Here is an 18,850-nt window from a genome sequence, read left to right on the forward strand (position 1 = left end):
CAGTACCACCTGCGTCAGCGGGTGGGTTGAGTACCAGGGAATCCACCCGCTGACGCAGGTGGTACTGACTTCACATTTGTTATGGTTCCAAGTCCGTCGAAGTATCACGAGTTTGGGCCTGACCCAGCAGGTCAAGCAGGTCGGGGGCTTGCTGCTGACGGTCAACTTCGTGCAGGACATTGAGCAGTTGTTGTCGCTGTTCGCGTTTGAGCGCACTCACGGCTTTGATGAGTTCCGCGTCGTTGCGCGCTTTCAACTGTGTGGCCAGTACTTCAAATTGAGAAGCGAGCTTGCCATCCTGACGGGATTCACTGACTTTGATGAGTTCTTCCATCAGAACTCGAATCGCTTTTTCGTCATATTGGGCAACAGTGGTTGGGGTTGGATTCTGCAGTGTGGTTTGAACCTCAACTGGTTTGCCTGGCAGGACACGGGTCTCAACCACTTGCGGTGCTGGTTGTAACCCAGCCGAAAAAGTAACGCCATCATGGCCAACGGTAACCCGAACGTTCAAACAAGCTAGCAGCACCAATCCACAGGCGCCGGCCAGCACCACTTTGCCCCACACTGGCGTCACCACAAAAAACTGTTTGACGGTTTGCCAAAAGGTAGGCCGAACATCAATTTCAATGCGCGGTACGGTTTCGACTTCCCAGGTTTGCATCACTCGCCGCACGCCGGTAAAGGCGTCCAGTTCCTCTCGACAGGAAGTGCAGTCTTTGACGTGTTGTTCAAATGCCCGACTTTCTGCGGGTGTCGCCTCGCCATAGAGATAGGTCACCAGGTCGTCTTTGCGGTTACAGATTGGGGGATTTGGTTTGCCGTTCATGATAGGACTCCGAACTCTTTCAGGGTGGGATTGGATTGTTCGTTTCGATCTAAAATATTGAAATAAAAGATTTTTAATAGAATTATCGAATACATTTGTGTGCTTACAGGGCATCTTTGACGTGTTCCAACCGCTTGCGCATATAGGTCAACCCCGTGTAGAGCCGGGTTTTCACCGTACTGACCGGAATGCCCAAAATGTCGGCAATTTCGTGAAATTTCAGTCCTTCATATTCTTTCATCACAATTACCTGTCGCATTTCCGGAGGGAGGGCCGCCAGGGCCTTGCGAACCAGATCGGCGGCTTCACGCCGATAGAGTTCATCGTGTAAATCAACCCGATGATCCGAGGGTTCAAGGCCATACTCTTCAACCTGTTCATCAATCGAAGTATTTGATTTCTCAGAGTGTTTTCGGAGCCGCGAATGACAACAATTAATCGCAATCCGATACAGCCACGATGAAAATTTGGCCTCACCTCGAAAAGAATTCAAATTGCGAAACGCTGAAAGAAAGGTCTCCTGGCAGATATCGTAGGCATCTTCGTCCCGCCCAAGCATTCTTACGGCCAGGCTGTAAATCGGACGCTCCCACCGCCGCACCAGGATGCCAAATACCTCCGTTTCGCCTAATAAGACACGCTCAACCAGTTCAGCATCAGTCGTTTCCAAGGTTCGTCTCTCCTCACTTCGCATTTACCTCCGGGGTGCAGTGTTTTCGGTGGAATTGAGTTCTTTTTGGATCTTGGGATTGTTTTTTCAGTTGTGCCTTGTGTTTTGCCAGTAAGAGCCAGGAGTCAGAAAAATAGTTTGGAGAATTTTGGGACTCGGGTTCAGGGTTCAGGGTTCAGGGTTCAGGGTTCAGGGTTCAGGGTTCAGGGTTCAGGGTTCAGGGTTTTCGAAGTAGGCGCAGTTCAAAGCAACGGCGCCCTTACTTGTTTCCCTTTTGTCCTTCTTTTCCCGTATTGTTTCCCAGCCGCAGGCCGTAAACGACCTACCTCAACTCAACTACCGCTACGCGGCAAAAACCGTAATCAACAAAGATTCGAAAACCCGGAACCCGGAACCCGGAACCCGGAACCCGGAACCCGGAACCCGGAACCCGGAACCCGGAACCCGGAACCCGGAACCCGGAACCCGGAACCCGGAACCCGGAACCCGGAACCCGGCGAACTCTGTACCTGGACCATCAACCGGTGGCCTTTGCGGAACATGTGGCACAAATCCTGAAGCGGCACGGGAACGCGTGTTACCTGACCGGGTTTCATGGCTTCGGGCTTTTCATAGCTGTTGCGAAATTTGCCGCGCATCACTTCACCGCGAACCAGCATCTGGTAGCCGCCCATTTTGACAGCCCCATTGTCTGGCTCAGTGTCTGGGAAAACATCAATGACTTTGACAATCCAGTCTGAATCTGTGCCCGTGGTTGAGACAAAGAGTTCAGCCAGCATCGGACCGGCCAGGGTCATATCTTCGGTCAGCACATCGGTTTGATAGACCAGCACATCCGGGCGGCGAGCTGCAAACCGTTGATCTTCAACCATATATTCGCGGCTGCGGTCATTGGTGATTTCATTGGTGAAGGGAACTGGTTTGGCCGGATCGCTCACATATTCGTCAAATGCATTTTTGCCAGCCGTTGGTGGAGGCTCAAATGAAAGCTTCCCGTTCGGATGAAAATAGAGCGACTTTTCCTGGAGATTTTTCGGTGGCCAGGTCTCAAACGCACGCCACTCATTGGCCCCGGTATTAAAAATCGCCGCTTCGGGTAGATTGATCGTGCCCTTCCCTTTCAAATGAAAGTTGAAAAACGGCAACTCCAGTTGCTCGCGATAGTACACGGCAGATTTCTGGGCAAAGGAAATGCTACCAATATTTTCGCCATCGGTACGTGCCCAGCCGCCGTGATACCAGGGGCCCATCACCAGGATATTGAATCGGCCCGGATTGTTTTTCTCCACCGCATCATAAATATGGAGCGGGCCATACAAATCTTCGGCGTCAAACCAGCCGCCAACCGTCATCACCGCTGGTTTGACATTTTTCAAATGCGGCAGGACGTTTCGGGCTTTCCAGTACTCGTCATAGGTGCCGTGCTGGGACGCTTCGTTCCAGTAGGCAATGTTGTTTTTATAGTACTTCGCATTGATATTGGTCAGCGGTCCAAGCTCCAGGAAAAACTTGTACCCATCTGGTGTTCCATACTCAAAATTGGGTGACCGTTCCGTCGTTGGTTTGGGGCGCGGCTGACCAAACGCATAATAAAACCGAAAGAAATCAATCAGGTAAAAAGCACCATTGTGGTGGAAATCATCCCCGATAAACCAGTCGGCAATCGGGGCTTGTGGCGAAACGGCCACCAGTGCCGGGTGAGATTCAACCAGCCCCAGTGCGGCATAAAACCCAGGGTAGGAAATACCCCACATTCCAACTTTGCCGTTGTTGTTTGGAATGTTTTTCACCAGCCAGTCAACCGTGTCCCAGGTATCTGAGCTTTCATCAATGTCGGTCGGCTTCTTTTTTTGAGGATTGACGGGCCGCACGTCCATAAACTCACCTTCCGACATCCATTTTCCGCGCACATCCTGATACACAAAGATGTACCCTTCCCTGGCCATCGCCGCCGATGGCCCAATGTTTTCTTTGTAGTCCGCACCGTAAGGCGACACGGTGTAGGGCGTTCGGTTCATCAAAATTGGATATTTTTGGGACGTGTCTTTGGGGACATACACCGAGGTGAACAACTTCACCCCATCACGCATTGGAATCTGGTATTCATACTTTGTATAGTGGGCTTTGACATCAAAGGTCTCTTGCGCCAGCACCGATAGACTGGCACTCCACAGGACCAGGAGACACACACCCAACAAACGCGGGGCAACAGATCGGAAACAATTCATCGCAACAGAGTCCTCCTCACACTTCAGAAAAAGTTCATTTTGGGAATCAATGTAGGGGTAATATGCAAGAATCAAACGGTTTGGCCATCACGCACTGTACCACAACCAACTTGCGGCGGTGGAATGAACTTGTCGCCATCCACGCCCAGTCAAAGTTTTATGACCTTGAAGGGTTTAAGGCCGGAAACACCTCGTTGCGCCCGCTTGAAATCAAGGAGGTTGGCGACGTTACGGGAAAATCACTCCTGCATCTGCAATGCCATTTTGGAATGGACACGCTCTCCTGGGCACGCTGCGGGGCTCAGGTAACAGGTGTGGATTTTTCAGACCAGGCGATTGCCCTGGCCCGCTCGCTCAATGACGAACTTGGACTTAACGCCCGGTTTATCTGTTCCAATGTCTATGAGTTACCGGCAGTGCTCGACGAACAATTCGATGTGGTATTTACGTCCTATGGCGTGCTGGTGTGGCTGCATGATTATGACCGCTGGGCACAGATCGTGGCAGGAGCCTTGAAACCGGGCGGGACATTCTATATTGCTGAAATCCATCCGTTTCCCTATGTCTTTGACGAAGCTTCGACCACAGAGGCTTTCCGGCTGAAATATCCTTATTTTTGGACGTCCGAGCCAGTCGAATGCCAGACTGAGGGTACCTACACTGACCGCACGACTGAAATTCAGGAAACTACCGAATACTGCTGGATTTACAATGTAGGCGACATCGTCACGGCACTCATCAAAGTTGGATTACACATCGAGTTTCTGCACGAGTTTCCATTTTGTGTCTATCAGGCATTTCCCTTTATGCAGCAGTCGGAAGACGGCTGGTGGCGAATGCCCGATCATCAGGCGTCGTTGCCATTTTTGTTCTCTATTCGGGCACGCAAACCGTGAAAAACCGGGTTCCGGGTTCCGTTCGAAAGATCAAATGGTTACAAGCACTTCAAGCCCCAGTAAACGGAGAATAACCAATGAAAAAATCTCAAGTTCAAAAACCCGGAACCCTGGTTCTTCTCCTGCTCCTCATTTTTGCTGGGACATCCACCGCATTGGCCAAAGAGCAACTTCCCTTTCCGCTGACGGCGCGCACGATTGAAGAATTTGTCCCAACAGATTGGACAGTGCTTGAAAAAGCAGAAGGTGACCTCAACGGCGACAACCAGCCGGATGTGGTTCTGGCGCTGGCACCTGACTCGACCGAAGACGAAGAAACTGATCGCAGTCGCTGGCTCCTGATTGCCTTTCGCGAAGGCAAAACCTGGCGGCGGTCAATTGTTTCCGATCAGGCAATTTTGTGCCGTAACTGTGGTGGCGTATTTGGTGACCCGTTTGCCGGAGTCCGAATCGAACGTGGGTCGGTGGTGGTCGAACACTATGGCGGTTCAGCCTGGAGATGGACCATCACCGACCGTTTTCGCTGGCAGCAAGGTCAGTGGGTACTGATTGGAAATACAACCAGCTCATTTCATACATTCGAACCCGATGACCTGGAGCAACTCGATGTCAACCTCCTGACGGGCTTTGCCGAAGAACAAACCAACCGTGAAAAAGGCTCAAAAAAGCTTTCCTTTTTCCAAATTCGAGCCGGGAAAAGTACTGTGTCGCCAAACCTGGATGGCATCATTTCTGCCAACGAATGGCCAGGAACTTCAGTGATACTCAAATCCCAGGCCGATATTGTCACCGGACGGTCAGGCTGGCGTGGCAAAGATGATCTCTCCGCGCGACTCGGCGCACTTGTCGTCGGCAAAATTCTGTATCTTCGGGCTGAAGTCACCGACGATCAGGTAACCACCAAAGACAGTGTGCACCTCATTTCAAGCACCCGCGAAATCATCAAACCAGCCAGCAGTCAAACCAAAGCCATTCCAGGCGGATATGTAGTTGAAGCCGCCTATCCACTCAGCTTGTTAACGTCTGATTCAAATCCGGAACTTGTTGTCCCACTCCAACTTCGTGTTTCAATTGAAGTTATTGACTCTGACCCAGGCGAAAAATCCGCCAAAACGCTTTCGACCAGCCGTGGTGGACGAACCTACCCGGCGATGATCTATGTGATGGAAAAACCAGGCCCAGAAATCTTATCTGAAAGCGAGATAGCGAGATAGCGAGTAGTGAGTGGTGAGTAATGAGTAGTAATGCGAACGACTACTCGCGACTCGCGACTCGCTACTCACTCTTAACCACCTATGACCAAACACATTGGAATTGTTGCCTGCAGCACTGAGGGGGCTGCGCTCTGTTATCGAACCATTAGCCTTGTGGGTGCTGAGTTGATGGGTCGCCACGCCCATCCACAAATTTCACTGCATTCCCATCCACTCAGTGAATATATGAAGTGCATTGACGCTGATAGCTGGCAGGGCGTCGCCAACCTGATGCTCTCTTCAACCCACAAAGTCGCCCAAACCGGCGCTGACTTTGCCATTTGCCCAGATAACACCATCCATCAGGCACTTGATTTCTTCAAAGAAACCTCGCCGATTTCCTGGCTGCATATTGCCGAAGAAGTCGGCGCCGAAGCCAACCGACGTGGATTCAAGCGCCTGGCCATTCTCGGCACGAAATATCTGATGGAAGGCCCGGTCTATCCGAGCCGATTAGAACCGCTCGGCCTCGAATACCGCATTCCAAATCTGGAAGAACGCATCCGCATCAACGATCACATTTTTGATGAACTGGTGTATGGACGCCTGACTGATGAAGCCCGTGCTTTTTTTGTGAAGGTGATTACGCGGCTTCAAAATGAAGAGGGTTGTGATGCGGCAGTGCTGGGATGCACGGAAATTCCGCTTCTGATCAGCGATGCTGATTCGCCGGTGCCAACGCTGGATTCAACCCGGTTGCTGGCCAGAGCAGCAGTCCAACACGCGCTTCAGTGACCAATGACAGGGTGACCATTGACAAGGTGACAAGGTGACAAGGTGACAAGGTGACAAGGTGACCACTGTCATTCTGTCATTTGCCACCCTGTCATTTGTCACCCTGTCATTCTGTCACATTGTCATCTGGTGCATCGGGTGCCCACCAGTTTCCTTCTTCTTGTAAGAGTTGAAACAGCGTCTGGGTCAGTGCCAGAATCAGCGGTCCAAGAAACAATCCAATCAATCCAAAGGCCCTTACTCCACCCAGAAGTGCAAAGAATGTAAGTAGATAGGAAGTTTTCGTCGAGCCGCTCAGGATAATCGGACGAATCACATTGTCCGCCATGCCGATCACCAGTGCCCCCCAGGTCAGCATGATGATGCCTTTGATCCAGTGCCCGGTGAGAAACAAAATGATCGTCGTTGGAACCCAGATGATGCTGGATCCAACCAGCGGGATGAGTGAAAACACACCCGCCACAAATCCCCATAAAATCGGAGAAGGTAAACCAAGCGCAACAAACGCAATGAAGGTCAGCGTTCCCTGGGCCGCGCCAACGGCGGCCATGCCATAGACGCTGGCAGTAATCATGCTACTGACGCCGGTTGCAAGTTTTTCGACCTGATCCCGCCGAAGTGGGAACCAGACGGAAAGTCGTCGCCATATCGCACGCCCATCACGCAAAAAGAAAAACAACGTCAGAAAGGTAATAACGGCTTCGACCACGACCGCCACGATATTTCCAAGCAGGTTTGCGGTTTGGGCGAGCAACAACTTGCTGATTTGTTCAGCCTGCCCCAGAACGGTTGCCCGGAGGTCAAATTGAGTCATATCAACATATTGACCGAGCCACAATCGGGCTCGCTCAAATGTATGCGAGAACGTTTCAAAGAAGCCTCCCGGCTGGCCGCTCTGATCTTTGATCAATAAATAAAAGGAATGGACTTCGCGTGTGATGCCCAGCGTCAGCCCCACCGTGACCAGCAAACTCAGGCAGGCAATGGCCAGGGTTGAAACCAGCGCGGCCCGGTTCGGATTGCGAATCCGGCTGACGACCCATCGGCGATGTGCCGGATACACCACTACCGCCAGAATGACGGCTAGAAAAATCGGCTCCAAAAACGGCCCAGCAATGACATAACAAAACCCAAGGGCCACAGCAGCCAAACTCATTAAAAATGCGACTCTGACTTTTTTGTTGTGCATAAGATCTCAGCCGGGTTCCGGGTTCCGGGTCCGGGTTCCGGGTTCCGGGTTTTCAAATTTATGTCCTTTATGTCCTTTTGGTCCTTTATGTCCTTTTTCCAAACCCAGAACCCAATGGTTTTACGCATCCAGCAATTCATCAAACTTATAGCTTCTCACCATGCGTTCGACTTCATCAGCCAGCAACGGGTTCATCTGGCGAATATCCTCCGTGAGTTGGAGTGCCGCCACGGTATCACCAACCACCAGCGTTTCGCGAAGCTGAGACACCAGGGCTGACGGCAGTGCCATTAAATGATTGGCCCAATCAATCAACTTGGTGGATTCGCGGCTTTTTGAATCACGTTCGGCGGTGATTTCGGGCGCTTCATATTCATACACAACACCAAGATACTGTGCCATCACGCCAAAAATCACGGCTTCGCGATAGGGTTTGGCAATAAATTCCTGAAATCCAGCGTTGAGAATCGCTTCCCGGTCCTGCTCGAAAACGCTGGCCGAGAGGGCGACTAACACCGTCTGGTCACGATTCGGTAGCTCCATGGCGGGATGCCAATTCACAACTGATGCCTGTTCCAGACGTCGAATCGCGCGTGCGGTTTCATACCCGTTGAGTTCCGGCATATCCAGTTCCATCCAGACCACATCGGGGTGAACGATTTGCCAGCAGGTGATCGCCTCGCGCCCGTTGCGAGCCGTGATGACTTCAAACCCAACTGACTCCAAAAGTTGCGACAACACGGTCCGGTTTTCCCACGAATCATCCACCACCAGCATTTTGAACACGCGTTGGCCTGGCGACACACGCACCACTCGCCCAAGGTCGGGAGTGGATCGAATGATCGCGGTGTTCATGCGTGGCAAACTGATTTCGACGCGAAACGTAGAGCCCTTTCCAACCTGACTGGCGACAGTAATATCGCCACCCATCAACCGGGCAAAATTTCGGCTGATGACCAGTCCCAGACCCGTTCCTTCCTGGGTTTTCAGCCCCGCTTGAGTTTGCATAAAAGCCTCAAACAACCGGCTCATTTCCTCGGGGGCGATCCCCACGCCTGTATCTTCAACTTCAAACATCGCCCGCTGTTCAGCCCAGGCTGTGCGCACCACAATCCGGCCTGATTCAGTAAACTTAAAGGCATTGCTCAACAGGTTGAGCAGGATCTGGCGCAGTTTCCCTTCGTCCCCGGTCACCAGATGCGGCAAGTCCGGCGCGAGGGAACAGTAAAATTCCAGACCTTTGGCATCGGCCCGCAACCGGAACATGTTCTCAACACTTTGCAGCAACAGGTGCAAGTCAAAATCATGTTCGTTGAGAAACATCTGACCCGCCTCGATTTTTGAAATCGAGAGCACATCATTGATCAATCCGAGCAAGTGCTCACCGCTCGTCAGAATCGTTGACAGGTGTTCATAGGCTTCATCACTCGGTCTGGTTTTCCGCGCCAGCAACTGGGTAAAGCCAAGAATGGCATTGAGCGGGGTGCGCAATTCGTGGCTCATGCTGGCCAGAAAGCGGCTCTTGGCCAGACTGGCGTCTTCGGCTCGTTCACGTTGTTTTTCAGCTTCAATCCGGGTTTCTTCAAGTTGACGATTTCGCTCACCCAATTCGAGGTTCAAAAGTGAAAGCTCGGCGGTGCGTTCGGCCACTTTGCGCTCCAAATTGGCATAGAGCAGCGCGTTTTCAAGCGACACAGCAGCCTGAGCGGAGAGCAAATTCAACATTTCGACCCGTTGTGGCGTGAAGGCCGCAAACGAAGTCTGGTTTTCCAGGTAGAGTACCGCGGTCAGTTTTCCCTGATGCAACACCGGCTGGCATAAAATTGACCGGATTTGATTCCGTTGAATGTATGGATCGTGCCCAAATCGCCGATCATTCGGGGCATTCTCAAGCAACACCGTTTCGTGGGCCCGAGCGACATAATTCACCACCGCCTGCGGCAAATCGCGTGAGGCGCGCGCTGGAAGTGATTGGAGAACATTTCGGGCCGGTTTCCCAGCTTCACATTCGGCTTCGATGACCAGTTCTCCGCCCTGGGGAAACAAGAGCGCTCCTTTGTGTGCCCCGGCATTTTCAATCAGGATGCGCATGAGCTTGGAAAGCAGTTTCTCCAGTACAATCTCGCTCGACAATGCCTGTGATGCTTTCACCACCGAAGCCAGATCCAGCACTCCAGCCGATGCACTCCCGGTCGAAGTTGTTGAAAATACAGGTAATGCAATGAAAGTGGTGGAGGTCCCGCGCGTTTCGATCTTGCGTGCCATCAGTGGCGAATAGTGGTCGTCAATGTGTTTGACTTTGGCCAGCGCCCCCCACCGCTGAAATCCATATCGGGCATCCATCAGATAGCCAAACGCAATGTTCATTCGTCGCTGACCAAGATAAAACCGGGCAGCTAATTCGCAGGCCAGGGCTTCTTCATGCGGAAAAGTATGCTTTTTGGCCAGATCAATCGCGGTTTCATACCACATCCCGGCGGTGTGTGGTTGCGCCTGGACCCGGTAGCATTCGGCTTGAACCAGTGCGTGCTTGTGGAGGTAGTTTTGTGGTGCGTGCCGGGCCCATCCTTTTAATTTGCGCTGATTTATGGCAACACGTTTCAAAATGGCGAGTTGCTCGCTGGCTGAGGATTCATACCAGCCGGCCAGCAGAATCAGCGAGTCATAAAAGTAAAATAACGATGAGTCATAGGTCCCAATAATTCCGTCAAGCAGGGACTCAGCCTTTCGGATGGCCGGATATGCCGTGTCCAGCTCATAAAACCAGAATCCCAGCATGGCTTTGTTCATCCAGTACCGGGCCAGGGCCGTGCGGTTGTTGGCCCGCTCATGAAACGCCACACTGACCGTCTCGTCATATGACACACCAATCAACTGACAGGGATGGTTGTTTTTGCCGATCAAATTCAGGACGACTTGACGATACAGTTGAATCAAATGCAGCAAGTGGCCAGGAGCTTCGCGATAAGCCGCCATCACCTGCTCCAGTGAGGTCAATTCAGCGCCAATGTGATAGGCGTGATAGCAATGACCAAAGGCACATAATGCGGCATATTCCAGATCACCGGTTTCAAGGCCGTTTTGATAGGCTTCCTGAAATGATGAAATGGTTTCCTTGGGGTGTTCTTTCCAGTTTCGGACGGTGACATTGACGGAAAAAACGGTCTTGGCCGCCAGTTCTTTCGAGCCGAATTTTTCCAACAACCGCAATCCCAACTGTCCAAACTGATAGCCGGTTTCGATATCTTTGGCGAGCCCGCACAACACCACGCCATACAGCCCATAGGCATAGGTTGAAAGCGGCGCATTGCCATAGTTGACCGACAAATTGACTTGCTGGAGGGTCACCAGTGGGAACAACGCCGGCAACGCCTGGTACGCAGCGGAAGTAATCCCCGCCAGGATGCGCATCGCCGCCTGTTTTTTGGGATCGGTCATCAATGGCCAATCGAGCAACTCCTCGATGGTTTTGCCGGCCAGCAGGGCTCGGGTGTGAGCCAGTTCGCGGTGGAAGTGTTTCGACGTCGGTTTTTGTGGCAGAGTCACACCAAGTTGGTTGAGAATTCCAACCGCCGTTTCAATCGCCTTGAGCTGCTGGTTTTGGGCCATGCACGCCTGGATCTGAACTTCATAAATTTTCAGCACATCCAGCAACGAATGCGTCCGCTCAAGGGCAGTCCGCGCATGGATATCAAAGCTGACAAAATCGGTGTTGAGAAACGCGGCTTCGGCAATTTCAATGTAAAAATCCAGCGTGAGTTGATACAGGCTTTCCCAGCACTTGCCTGGCAAGAGCTTCAGACCGTGCTGCAAATAGGTGTACATCAATTCAAATGCCGCCGACGCTTTGGCTTTGCGAGCGGCAACCAGATTCAACTCCGCCAGTTGTCGCAGGTCAGCCGGACGGCTCAACCGTGACGTTGCCTGATTGAGATGATTGACAATATCAAAGATCACCTGTTCGCGGCGGCTGTCGGGAGTTTGTGCGAGGAGTTGCCGCCCGATCAACAAATGAACATTGTGTCTATCGGTTTCCGGAATCAATGAGTAAACCGCCTGCTGAATGCGGTCGTGTAGAAATTTGTACTCCGCTTTTAATCCTTGTTGCCGGTCAGGCAGGTCAAGCTCCAGTAATTTGTAGGTATCACCCAGAGGCGTTACCAGCCCTTCGCTCACGGCGGTTCGCAAGGTTCGGATCGTGGTTTGGGGCGTTTTACCGGAAACAATGGCCAGGGTATGAATATCAAAATGGTTCCCGATACAGGCCGCCAGTTTGAGCAGCTCCTGGGTGGAAGGATTGAGCTTCCGCACCTTGCCCGCCATCAGTTCAACCACGTTGTCGGTGATATCGCATTCCCGAATGTGGACCACATCCCACTGCCAGCGCCCAGCTTGAAAATCAAACCAAATCAGCCCATCAGCCGCCAGCGACTTGAGAAATTCATTCATAAAGAACGGATTTCCCTGGGTTTTCGCCAGCACCAATTCAGCCAGCGGCCTGGCGTCAGACGGCAAACAACTCAAAGTATCAGCCACGAGTTGCATCACATGGGGCAATTCCAGTCGCGACAATCTCACCTGGGTGAGCAGGACATAGGACCGTATCAGTTCATCGAGCGCCAAAATCAATGGATGGGTCAGATGGACTTCGTTGTCACGATAGGCGCCGATGATAAACAAATAACTGGGCTCAGGCTCTGTGACCAGCCAGTGAATCAACTTCAACGAGGCGGCATCCGCCCATTGCAAATCATCAACGAACATCACCAGCGGGTGCTCAACCTGGGCAAACACTTTGATAAACTGGCGAAATACCCGATGGAACCGGTTTTGCGACTCAAGCGGCGGCAGGGTTTCGACGGGTGGTTGTGGCCCTAAAATCAACTGAATCGCGGGCAATACTTCGACAATGACCTGTCCGCTGGAGCCCAGCGCCAGGTGCAAGGCACTCCGCCAGGAAGCAATCTTTTCTTCGGGTTCGGTTAAAAGCTGGTGAATGAGCGAATCACAAGCCTGGATCAAGGCCGTGTATGGAATATTGCGCTGGAGTTGATCAAATTTCCCGGCGACAAAATACCCCCGGCGCTCGGTAATCGGCTTATAAATTTCCTGGACCAGCGCTGATTTTCCAATGCCGGAATACCCCACGACCAGCAGCATTTCCCGCTTCCCCTGGCTCACCCGATCAAAGGCCGCCAGCAATTGTTCGATTTCGGCCTGCCGGCCATAGAGTTTTTGGGGAATCTGAAACCGTTCGGAAAAATCTTCCTGTCCAGGCTGGAACACAAAGTCCGTCTGCCCTGACTGAACCAGCTCCAGGCAGCGGTTGAGATCGAGCCACAGGCCGTGAGCACTTTGATAGCGCTCTTCGGCGGTTTTGGCCATCAACTTTAAAATCAAACGCGACACCATCACCGGAATGTCAGGCCGTAATGCCTCGGGCGGAACTGGTTGTTTCGCCAGGTGCCAGTGCACCAGTTCCATCGCATCATCCGACACAAAGGGCAATTGTCCGGTGAGTAGTTCGTAGAAAGTGATCCCAAGTGAATAAAAATCAGTTCGGTAGTCAATCGCCCGATTCATCCGCCCGGTTTGTTCCGGTGAGATATAGGCCAGTGTCCCTTCGAGCACATTCGGATTGCGCAGGATCGGGTTTTCCCTGGTCAACACGGTCGAAATCCCGAAATCAATCAACTTCAACTGCCCGGTTGACTGGTTATAGATGATATTTGAAGGATTGATGTCTTTGTGGATGATGTGGTGCTGCTGGATCTCGCCCAGCGCTTTTGTCAATTCAATCGCCAGATGGAGAAAGTCTTCAATGGTTAAAGTCAGATACGGCAGGACACTGGTCAGCGACTCGCCGCCAAAGTCTTCAAGTACAATGGCCAGGGTATTTTGGAATGATTCCAGGGCATGGACCCGGATAATCCGGTCTGATTCCAAACCTCTTAAAATCTCATATTCCTGCCGAAATCGGGCCAACTCCTCCAGGGTCGGATACTCATTTTTCAACACTTTGAGGACAACCGGCAGTTGATCTGAACATCGCTCAGCGCGAAAAATCAGGGAATGCCCGCTCTCAAAACACTGTTTTTGAATGTGATATCCGGGAAGCGTAAACAAGTGTGTTCTCCGCCCGCAGGGCGCCGGAAAGTAGCCGGTGTGGAAGCCTGCTTTGAGGCGCACCCACCGGTTTTTGTTCCAATTCCCCTCGCGCCCGGATGGGCGCTGGACCAGTTAAAAGTTCATCCCTTCCTGATGTTTCGTAAATCAATGGTGTCAATAACCCAGTGCCCATCCGGGCGCGCTCACCTCCTGGGTAACACTTCCGGAGGGTGCGCCTCAAAGCCGGCTTCCACACCGGCTACTTTCCACCGCCCATCCGGGCGAAAACCAGTTTGATCCCGATATGGGGACTTGTACCGGTCACCAGGGACCAGGCACAAAGGACAAAATACTCAAAACACTGGAATTGAAGGGGAATCACCAGGCGATGTACTCAGAAATTCAGGTGCGCGCAAATGTTGGATCTTGACAGGATTTATCTTCTCTGAAAAGTAGAGGGAATTCCAAGCACTTTTTTCACCAGAGGAGAATTCAACCACGATGTTTGTTGCAATGTATCGGTGGACACTCAAACCAGGGAAAGAAACCCGCTTTCAGGAAGGCTGGCACCGCGTGACGGTCGCCATTCGGGAACAAAACGGCAGCCTTGGCTCCCGATTGCACAAGGCAAGTGATGGAACCTGGATCGCTTATGCCCAGTGGCCGTCACGCGAAGCCTGGGAAGCCGCGCGGATTACCCCTTCGGCTGAAGCTGAAGGCCGTCAGATGATGGCTGATAGTGTTGAACTCCGCCACCCGGACCTGTATCTGGACGTGGTGGATGATTTGCTGGCTCATACTTGACAAAGTGACAAGGTGACAAGGTGACAAGGTGACAAAGTGACAGGGTGACCAATTGACAAAGTGACTGGATGATTCATTCACTACTCTGCGGATTTCGCCACTCTGTCATTTGGTCATTTGTCACTCTGTCATCTTGTCATCCTGTCACCTGGTCATCTTGTCACTACCTGGCTGGCTTGATCTTGAGATTGGCGTTGCTCTCGTCCTGTCCTGTATTGCCGGCGGCATCGCGGGCAATGACTCGAATCCGGGCAGTTTTGGTCTTTGGTTGCGTGGTTGGGATCGCAAAGTTGAACGATTGAGCCGTTCCGGTCAACCCGGTGACCAGAGTGGTTGGGTAGGTCGCGCCACCATCCGTCGAAAACAACACGTCGTGAGCTGTAACCCCAACATTATCAGTTGATTGCCAGCGAACCAGAAATGTCGTTCCAGCGCGCAATTTGTCAGTCGGGCCGTTGGGTGCCAGCACCGTCACCGTCGGGGCAACCGTGTCGGAAGGTGGTGTCTGAATCGTGAAATTCCCGGCACTTGTGGCGCGGCCAATATTGCCGGCCAGATCACTGGCAGACACCTGAATGCGGGCTTGCTGGGTGGGTGCTTCAGGAACGGTCCAGCGGAAACTTTGGGTAGCTCCGGCCAGTCCGGCGACAATCACGGTTGGAAAGGTGACCCCGGCATCAGTTGAAAGGGCAATTTCCTGACTGCGAATGCCAGTGTCGTCGGTTGCCTGCCACGAGATTTCAAACTGGCTATTGATTGAGAGTGTTTCCCCTCCCTGTGGCGCCGTCACAGTCACGGTTGGGCTGGTGGTATCGGAAGTATCACGCTGTTCGAGTTCAAACATTCCCCGGCCATAGGTCGCGATCCGAATAGTTCCATTTGGATGAACCGCAAACCCGGTAACCCTCACCGGGGGCATTCCGTTATTGAACACTTCCCACTGATTCCCGCCCGTGGTTGATCGAAATACTCCAATGTCGGTTCCAAGATAGAGTGTGGTTGGGTTCTGAGGGTCAACCAGCACGGCCAGTGCCGGGATATCCGGCAAATTTCCGCTGATGTCGGTCCAGGTGGTGCCCATATTTGTGGTTTTAAACACGTGCCCGGTGCGAAAACCAGAAACGGTCAGATAGGCCGTCGCCGGATTTTGGCGATCAATGGCAATACTTCGGATAAAGCGATCTGGCAATCCAGCGGTAATATCTTTGAACGTCCGTCCGCCATCTGCCGTCACCATCACCCGTCCCTGAGCGGAACCGGTATAGATCACATCTGGATTGGCCGAACTGGCAGCAATAATTGACAGCACATCGGGGGAAAACCCTGATCGGATACCTTTCGTCAAATCAAGATTTCCAGCCGGTGCCTTCCAGGTGTCGCCCAAATCTTTGCTCACAAACAATCGCCAGGTGCCAAAATAGAGCGTTGAATCCACACCATTACCTGCAAATGGAGCGATAAAAGCAATTCGGGTCTGGTTTCCTTCGCCAAATACTTCGTCAGAGCCAACGACATCTTCAAAAACATTTCCATTTGCCCGCCAGCGAAAAATCGTGCCATACACATAGGTCGTAAAAAGCTGCTCAGGGTCGAGCGGATTGACCACGACCTGTCCACCATCGCCGCTGATAAACTCCTCCCAGGTGCTTGAACTTCCGATGCGGCGCTGGGTACCGTTATCCTGCGTTCCCCCAAAGATCAGATCAGGGTCGGTCGGGTTGACCGCAATTCCATAAAATTGAGTTAATGACAGCGACGCATTTGACGATTGGAAGGTCTGGCCACCATCGGAAGATCGGTATAATCCGCCATCACATCCAGAGAGAAATGTGTTTGGACTATTTGGAATAAAGGCAAACGCATGCTGGTCAGGGTGGGCGCTGGACCTGTCCGGCGTGTAGTCACCTGAAAATTGGAAATTGTTATTGAGATTGGTCCAGGCACGGCCACCATTGGTGGATTTGAAAATATCCCGCGTTCCCAGGTACACAATTTCCGGGTTGTTTGGGTCAACCGCGATATAGGCGTTGTAGCTAAACTGTGCGGTATCAACGTTGCTGGTATTGCGTGCCGTCCAGGACTGGCCACCATCAGTACTGACCTCAACCCGCAAGCTAAACGCATTACTGCTAAATCCGCCGGTAAAAACATAGATCACCTGCGGATTGGCTGGCGTGACCCCAATTTGCAGATCAAGCGTGCCCTGGGTAAATGGTGAAGTGTAGGCCACGGTCCAGGTCTCGCCGCGATCAGTTGAGCGATACAGCCCAGCCGGTTTTCCGCTTTCATCAACCCGGCTCATGGCGGCATAGACAATCTCAGGATTTCCATGAGAAATTGCCAGATCACGTCCAAGCCCCGTCAGGGTCCGTTTCCAGGTGACGCCTCCATCTGAGGACACATAAAATCCGCTGCTCGTCACGCTGCCTGAAGCGATAAGTTGATCAAATTGAGCCGCATACACGCGATCTGGATTGGCTGGATCCACCCCAACTTTCAAAATCCGGCCCGGAGCCGGCAAAGATGAATTGCTGACTCGGGTCCAGGTTTGACCCGCATTGGTTGATTTCAACACCCCATTTCCCAGGTAGTTTCCGTTGGCATCGCCCATTCCGGCATAAACCACGGATGGGTTGCTTTTTGCAAAGGCAATTGAACCGACCGCCAGGTCAACCTGATCATCCGTGGTGGTGGTAAAGGTTTGTCCACCATCAACCGAGCGCCAGATTCCACCCGTCGCCGCACCAACCAGAACCAGATTCGGATCGGTCGGTGAAACGGCAATCGTGTTGATGCGACCACTGGTCTGCCCCCAGTTGTCTGGAAAGCCAGAATTTGTGGGTGTCGGTCCAAGCGAACGCCAGACAAACTGCGCCTGATTGGGCTGAAACCGTGCCTGTGGACGGCTTTCCCAGGCCAGCCGACGTGCATCAACTGGAATTGAATCAAACGGATACATTCGTTCAAACATCAACCACTGGTCACGGGCTTTGACATTTTCAAAGCCATGCTCGCGATCAATCGGCGGTTGGCGTGGCACGTTCACCGGAATTGATTTTTTGCCGTTGTGTAAGAAGAGCTTTTTTTGGCGAGAAGGTGCTTTTTTTGAATGTGACGCACGGACTTTCGACCGTTGGGACGCCAGCATTGACGGCGAGCAACCTCCAATCACCAGCATCAGAATGGCAAACCAGCAGAAAACACGAAGACGCATCAGGAATTACTCCATCCAGTTGAAATCAGAAAAGGTTGGGATTTGAGATTTTCCGATTATGGATGAAAGAAGGGGAATTATGAAAGGCACTTGTGAAGGAAGGATGACAGATGACAGGGTGACAGGGTGACAAGGTGACAAACTGACAGGGTGACAAGGTGACAAAATGACAAGGTGACAGGGTGACAAGGTGACAAAATGACAGGGTGACAGGGTGACAAGGTGACAGGGTGACAAGGTGACAAAATGACAAGGTGACAGGGTGACAGGCAGGGCCTTTTAGAATGGAACCAAGCAGTGGAATCCCTGGTTACTGCTTTCTCTGACAATCAGCAAAATCGGTGTCAGCTAACTCACCAATTGTCGAGAAAGAGTAACCAGCACCGATGTAGTGCCGAAAATTTAAAATCATTACACAAAATCGGGTTCCGGGTTCCGGGTTCCGGGTTCAGGGTTCAGGGTTTTCGAACGAACACAATTCAAAGGAGCAACACCTTGTCACCTTGTCACCTTGTCATTCCCCCAGTCCCCACTTTGCCAGCCGGGCAGAGGCCCAGACGCGCCAGCCTCCGGGAAAGCCTCCGCCAGCGCACATATGGCAGGCACCTTTGACAACGGTCAAATCCTGGGTGTTGTGAGCAATCGCCTGGACGCCTTCGAGCGGCGTAATCGGGTCAGCATCGCCGGTAATCAGGGCAATCGGTGTCCGCAACCCCTGCGAAGCCTTGAGCGGCGAAATGGTGAACGGGTCAAACCGCGCCAGCGACTTCAACCGGTGCAGTCCAATAAAGGTTATTACGATTAAATCATAGGAACCCAGGGTGTGATCCGAACTCGAAAATTGTGAAGGGCGGCACAAACTTCCATCACCAGATCCCGAACCCCCTCGCCCTGTAACCGAATCTGTTCCTTGACAATCCGACA

Annotated in this window: 11 protein-coding genes; 4 read left to right on the plus strand and 7 right to left on the minus strand. The window is 52.2% G+C overall.

What is annotated here, in order from left to right; all coding sequences use genetic code 11:
- Positions 1 to 79: 79 nt before the first annotated feature.
- The 3 genes from HY774_25585 to HY774_25595 form a co-directional block, all read right to left on the minus strand.
- A complete protein-coding gene (locus HY774_25585; GenBank protein ID MBI4751871.1) occupies positions 80 to 829 on the minus strand; it encodes a zf-HC2 domain-containing protein in 750 nt (249 codons plus the stop codon).
- A gap of 103 nt (positions 830 to 932) precedes the next feature.
- Positions 933 to 1,499 (minus strand): sigma-70 family RNA polymerase sigma factor, encoded by a 567-nt coding sequence (locus HY774_25590; GenBank protein ID MBI4751872.1) that lies wholly within the window; start codon positions 1,497 to 1,499, stop codon positions 933 to 935.
- A gap of 362 nt (positions 1,500 to 1,861) precedes the next feature.
- Positions 1,862 to 3,727, minus strand: a complete 1,866-nt coding sequence (locus tag HY774_25595) for a CocE/NonD family hydrolase (protein MBI4751873.1) — start codon at positions 3,725 to 3,727, stop codon at positions 1,862 to 1,864.
- A gap of 62 nt (positions 3,728 to 3,789) precedes the next feature.
- Here HY774_25595 and HY774_25600 point away from each other — a divergent pair, with 62 nt between their 5' ends.
- The 3 genes from HY774_25600 to HY774_25610 all read left to right on the plus strand — a co-directional run bounded on the left by HY774_25600 (position 3,790) and on the right by HY774_25610 (position 6,611).
- The gene (locus HY774_25600; GenBank protein ID MBI4751874.1) at positions 3,790 to 4,623 is read left to right on the plus strand and encodes a class I SAM-dependent methyltransferase; all 834 of its coding nucleotides are present in this window, start codon (positions 3,790 to 3,792) and stop codon (positions 4,621 to 4,623) included.
- Positions 4,624 to 4,700: 77 nt separating this feature from the next.
- Positions 4,701 to 5,837 carry a hypothetical protein gene (locus HY774_25605; protein ID MBI4751875.1) on the plus strand — a complete coding sequence of 379 codons (1,137 nt, stop codon included), beginning with the start codon at positions 4,701 to 4,703 and terminating at the stop codon, positions 5,835 to 5,837.
- A gap of 81 nt (positions 5,838 to 5,918) precedes the next feature.
- Complete coding sequence (locus tag HY774_25610; GenBank protein ID MBI4751876.1) at positions 5,919 to 6,611, plus strand: amino acid racemase; 693 nt, start codon at positions 5,919 to 5,921, stop codon at positions 6,609 to 6,611.
- A gap of 106 nt (positions 6,612 to 6,717) precedes the next feature.
- Here the strand turns inward: HY774_25610 and HY774_25615 are convergent, their stop codons facing one another.
- Together HY774_25615 and HY774_25620 are read right to left on the minus strand one after the other, a co-directional pair.
- Positions 6,718 to 7,800 (minus strand): AI-2E family transporter, encoded by a 1,083-nt coding sequence (locus HY774_25615; protein MBI4751877.1) that lies wholly within the window; start codon positions 7,798 to 7,800, stop codon positions 6,718 to 6,720.
- Positions 7,801 to 7,920: 120 nt separating this feature from the next.
- Entirely contained in the window at positions 7,921 to 13,926 is a 6,006-nt protein-coding gene (locus HY774_25620) for an AAA family ATPase (protein ID MBI4751878.1), read from the minus strand.
- Between the two features lie 483 nt (positions 13,927 to 14,409).
- Here HY774_25620 and HY774_25625 point away from each other — a divergent pair, with 483 nt between their 5' ends.
- Positions 14,410 to 14,712 carry an antibiotic biosynthesis monooxygenase gene (locus HY774_25625; protein MBI4751879.1) on the plus strand — a complete coding sequence of 101 codons (303 nt, stop codon included), beginning with the start codon at positions 14,410 to 14,412 and terminating at the stop codon, positions 14,710 to 14,712.
- Between the two features lie 163 nt (positions 14,713 to 14,875).
- On the opposite strand, the gene HY774_25630 is transcribed toward HY774_25625, so the two are convergent.
- On the minus strand, positions 14,876 to 17,926 hold the full coding sequence (locus HY774_25630) for a hypothetical protein (GenBank protein MBI4751880.1): 3,051 nt from the start codon (positions 17,924 to 17,926) through the stop codon (positions 14,876 to 14,878).
- Positions 17,927 to 18,440: 514 nt separating this feature from the next.
- Positions 18,441 to 18,785, minus strand: a complete 345-nt coding sequence (locus HY774_25635) for a hypothetical protein (protein MBI4751881.1) — start codon at positions 18,783 to 18,785, stop codon at positions 18,441 to 18,443.
- Positions 18,786 to 18,850: the final 65 nt, after the last annotated feature.

The organism is Acidobacteriota bacterium, from assembly GCA_016208495.1.
Taxonomy (GTDB): Bacteria; Acidobacteriota; Blastocatellia; order Chloracidobacteriales; family Chloracidobacteriaceae; genus JACQXX01.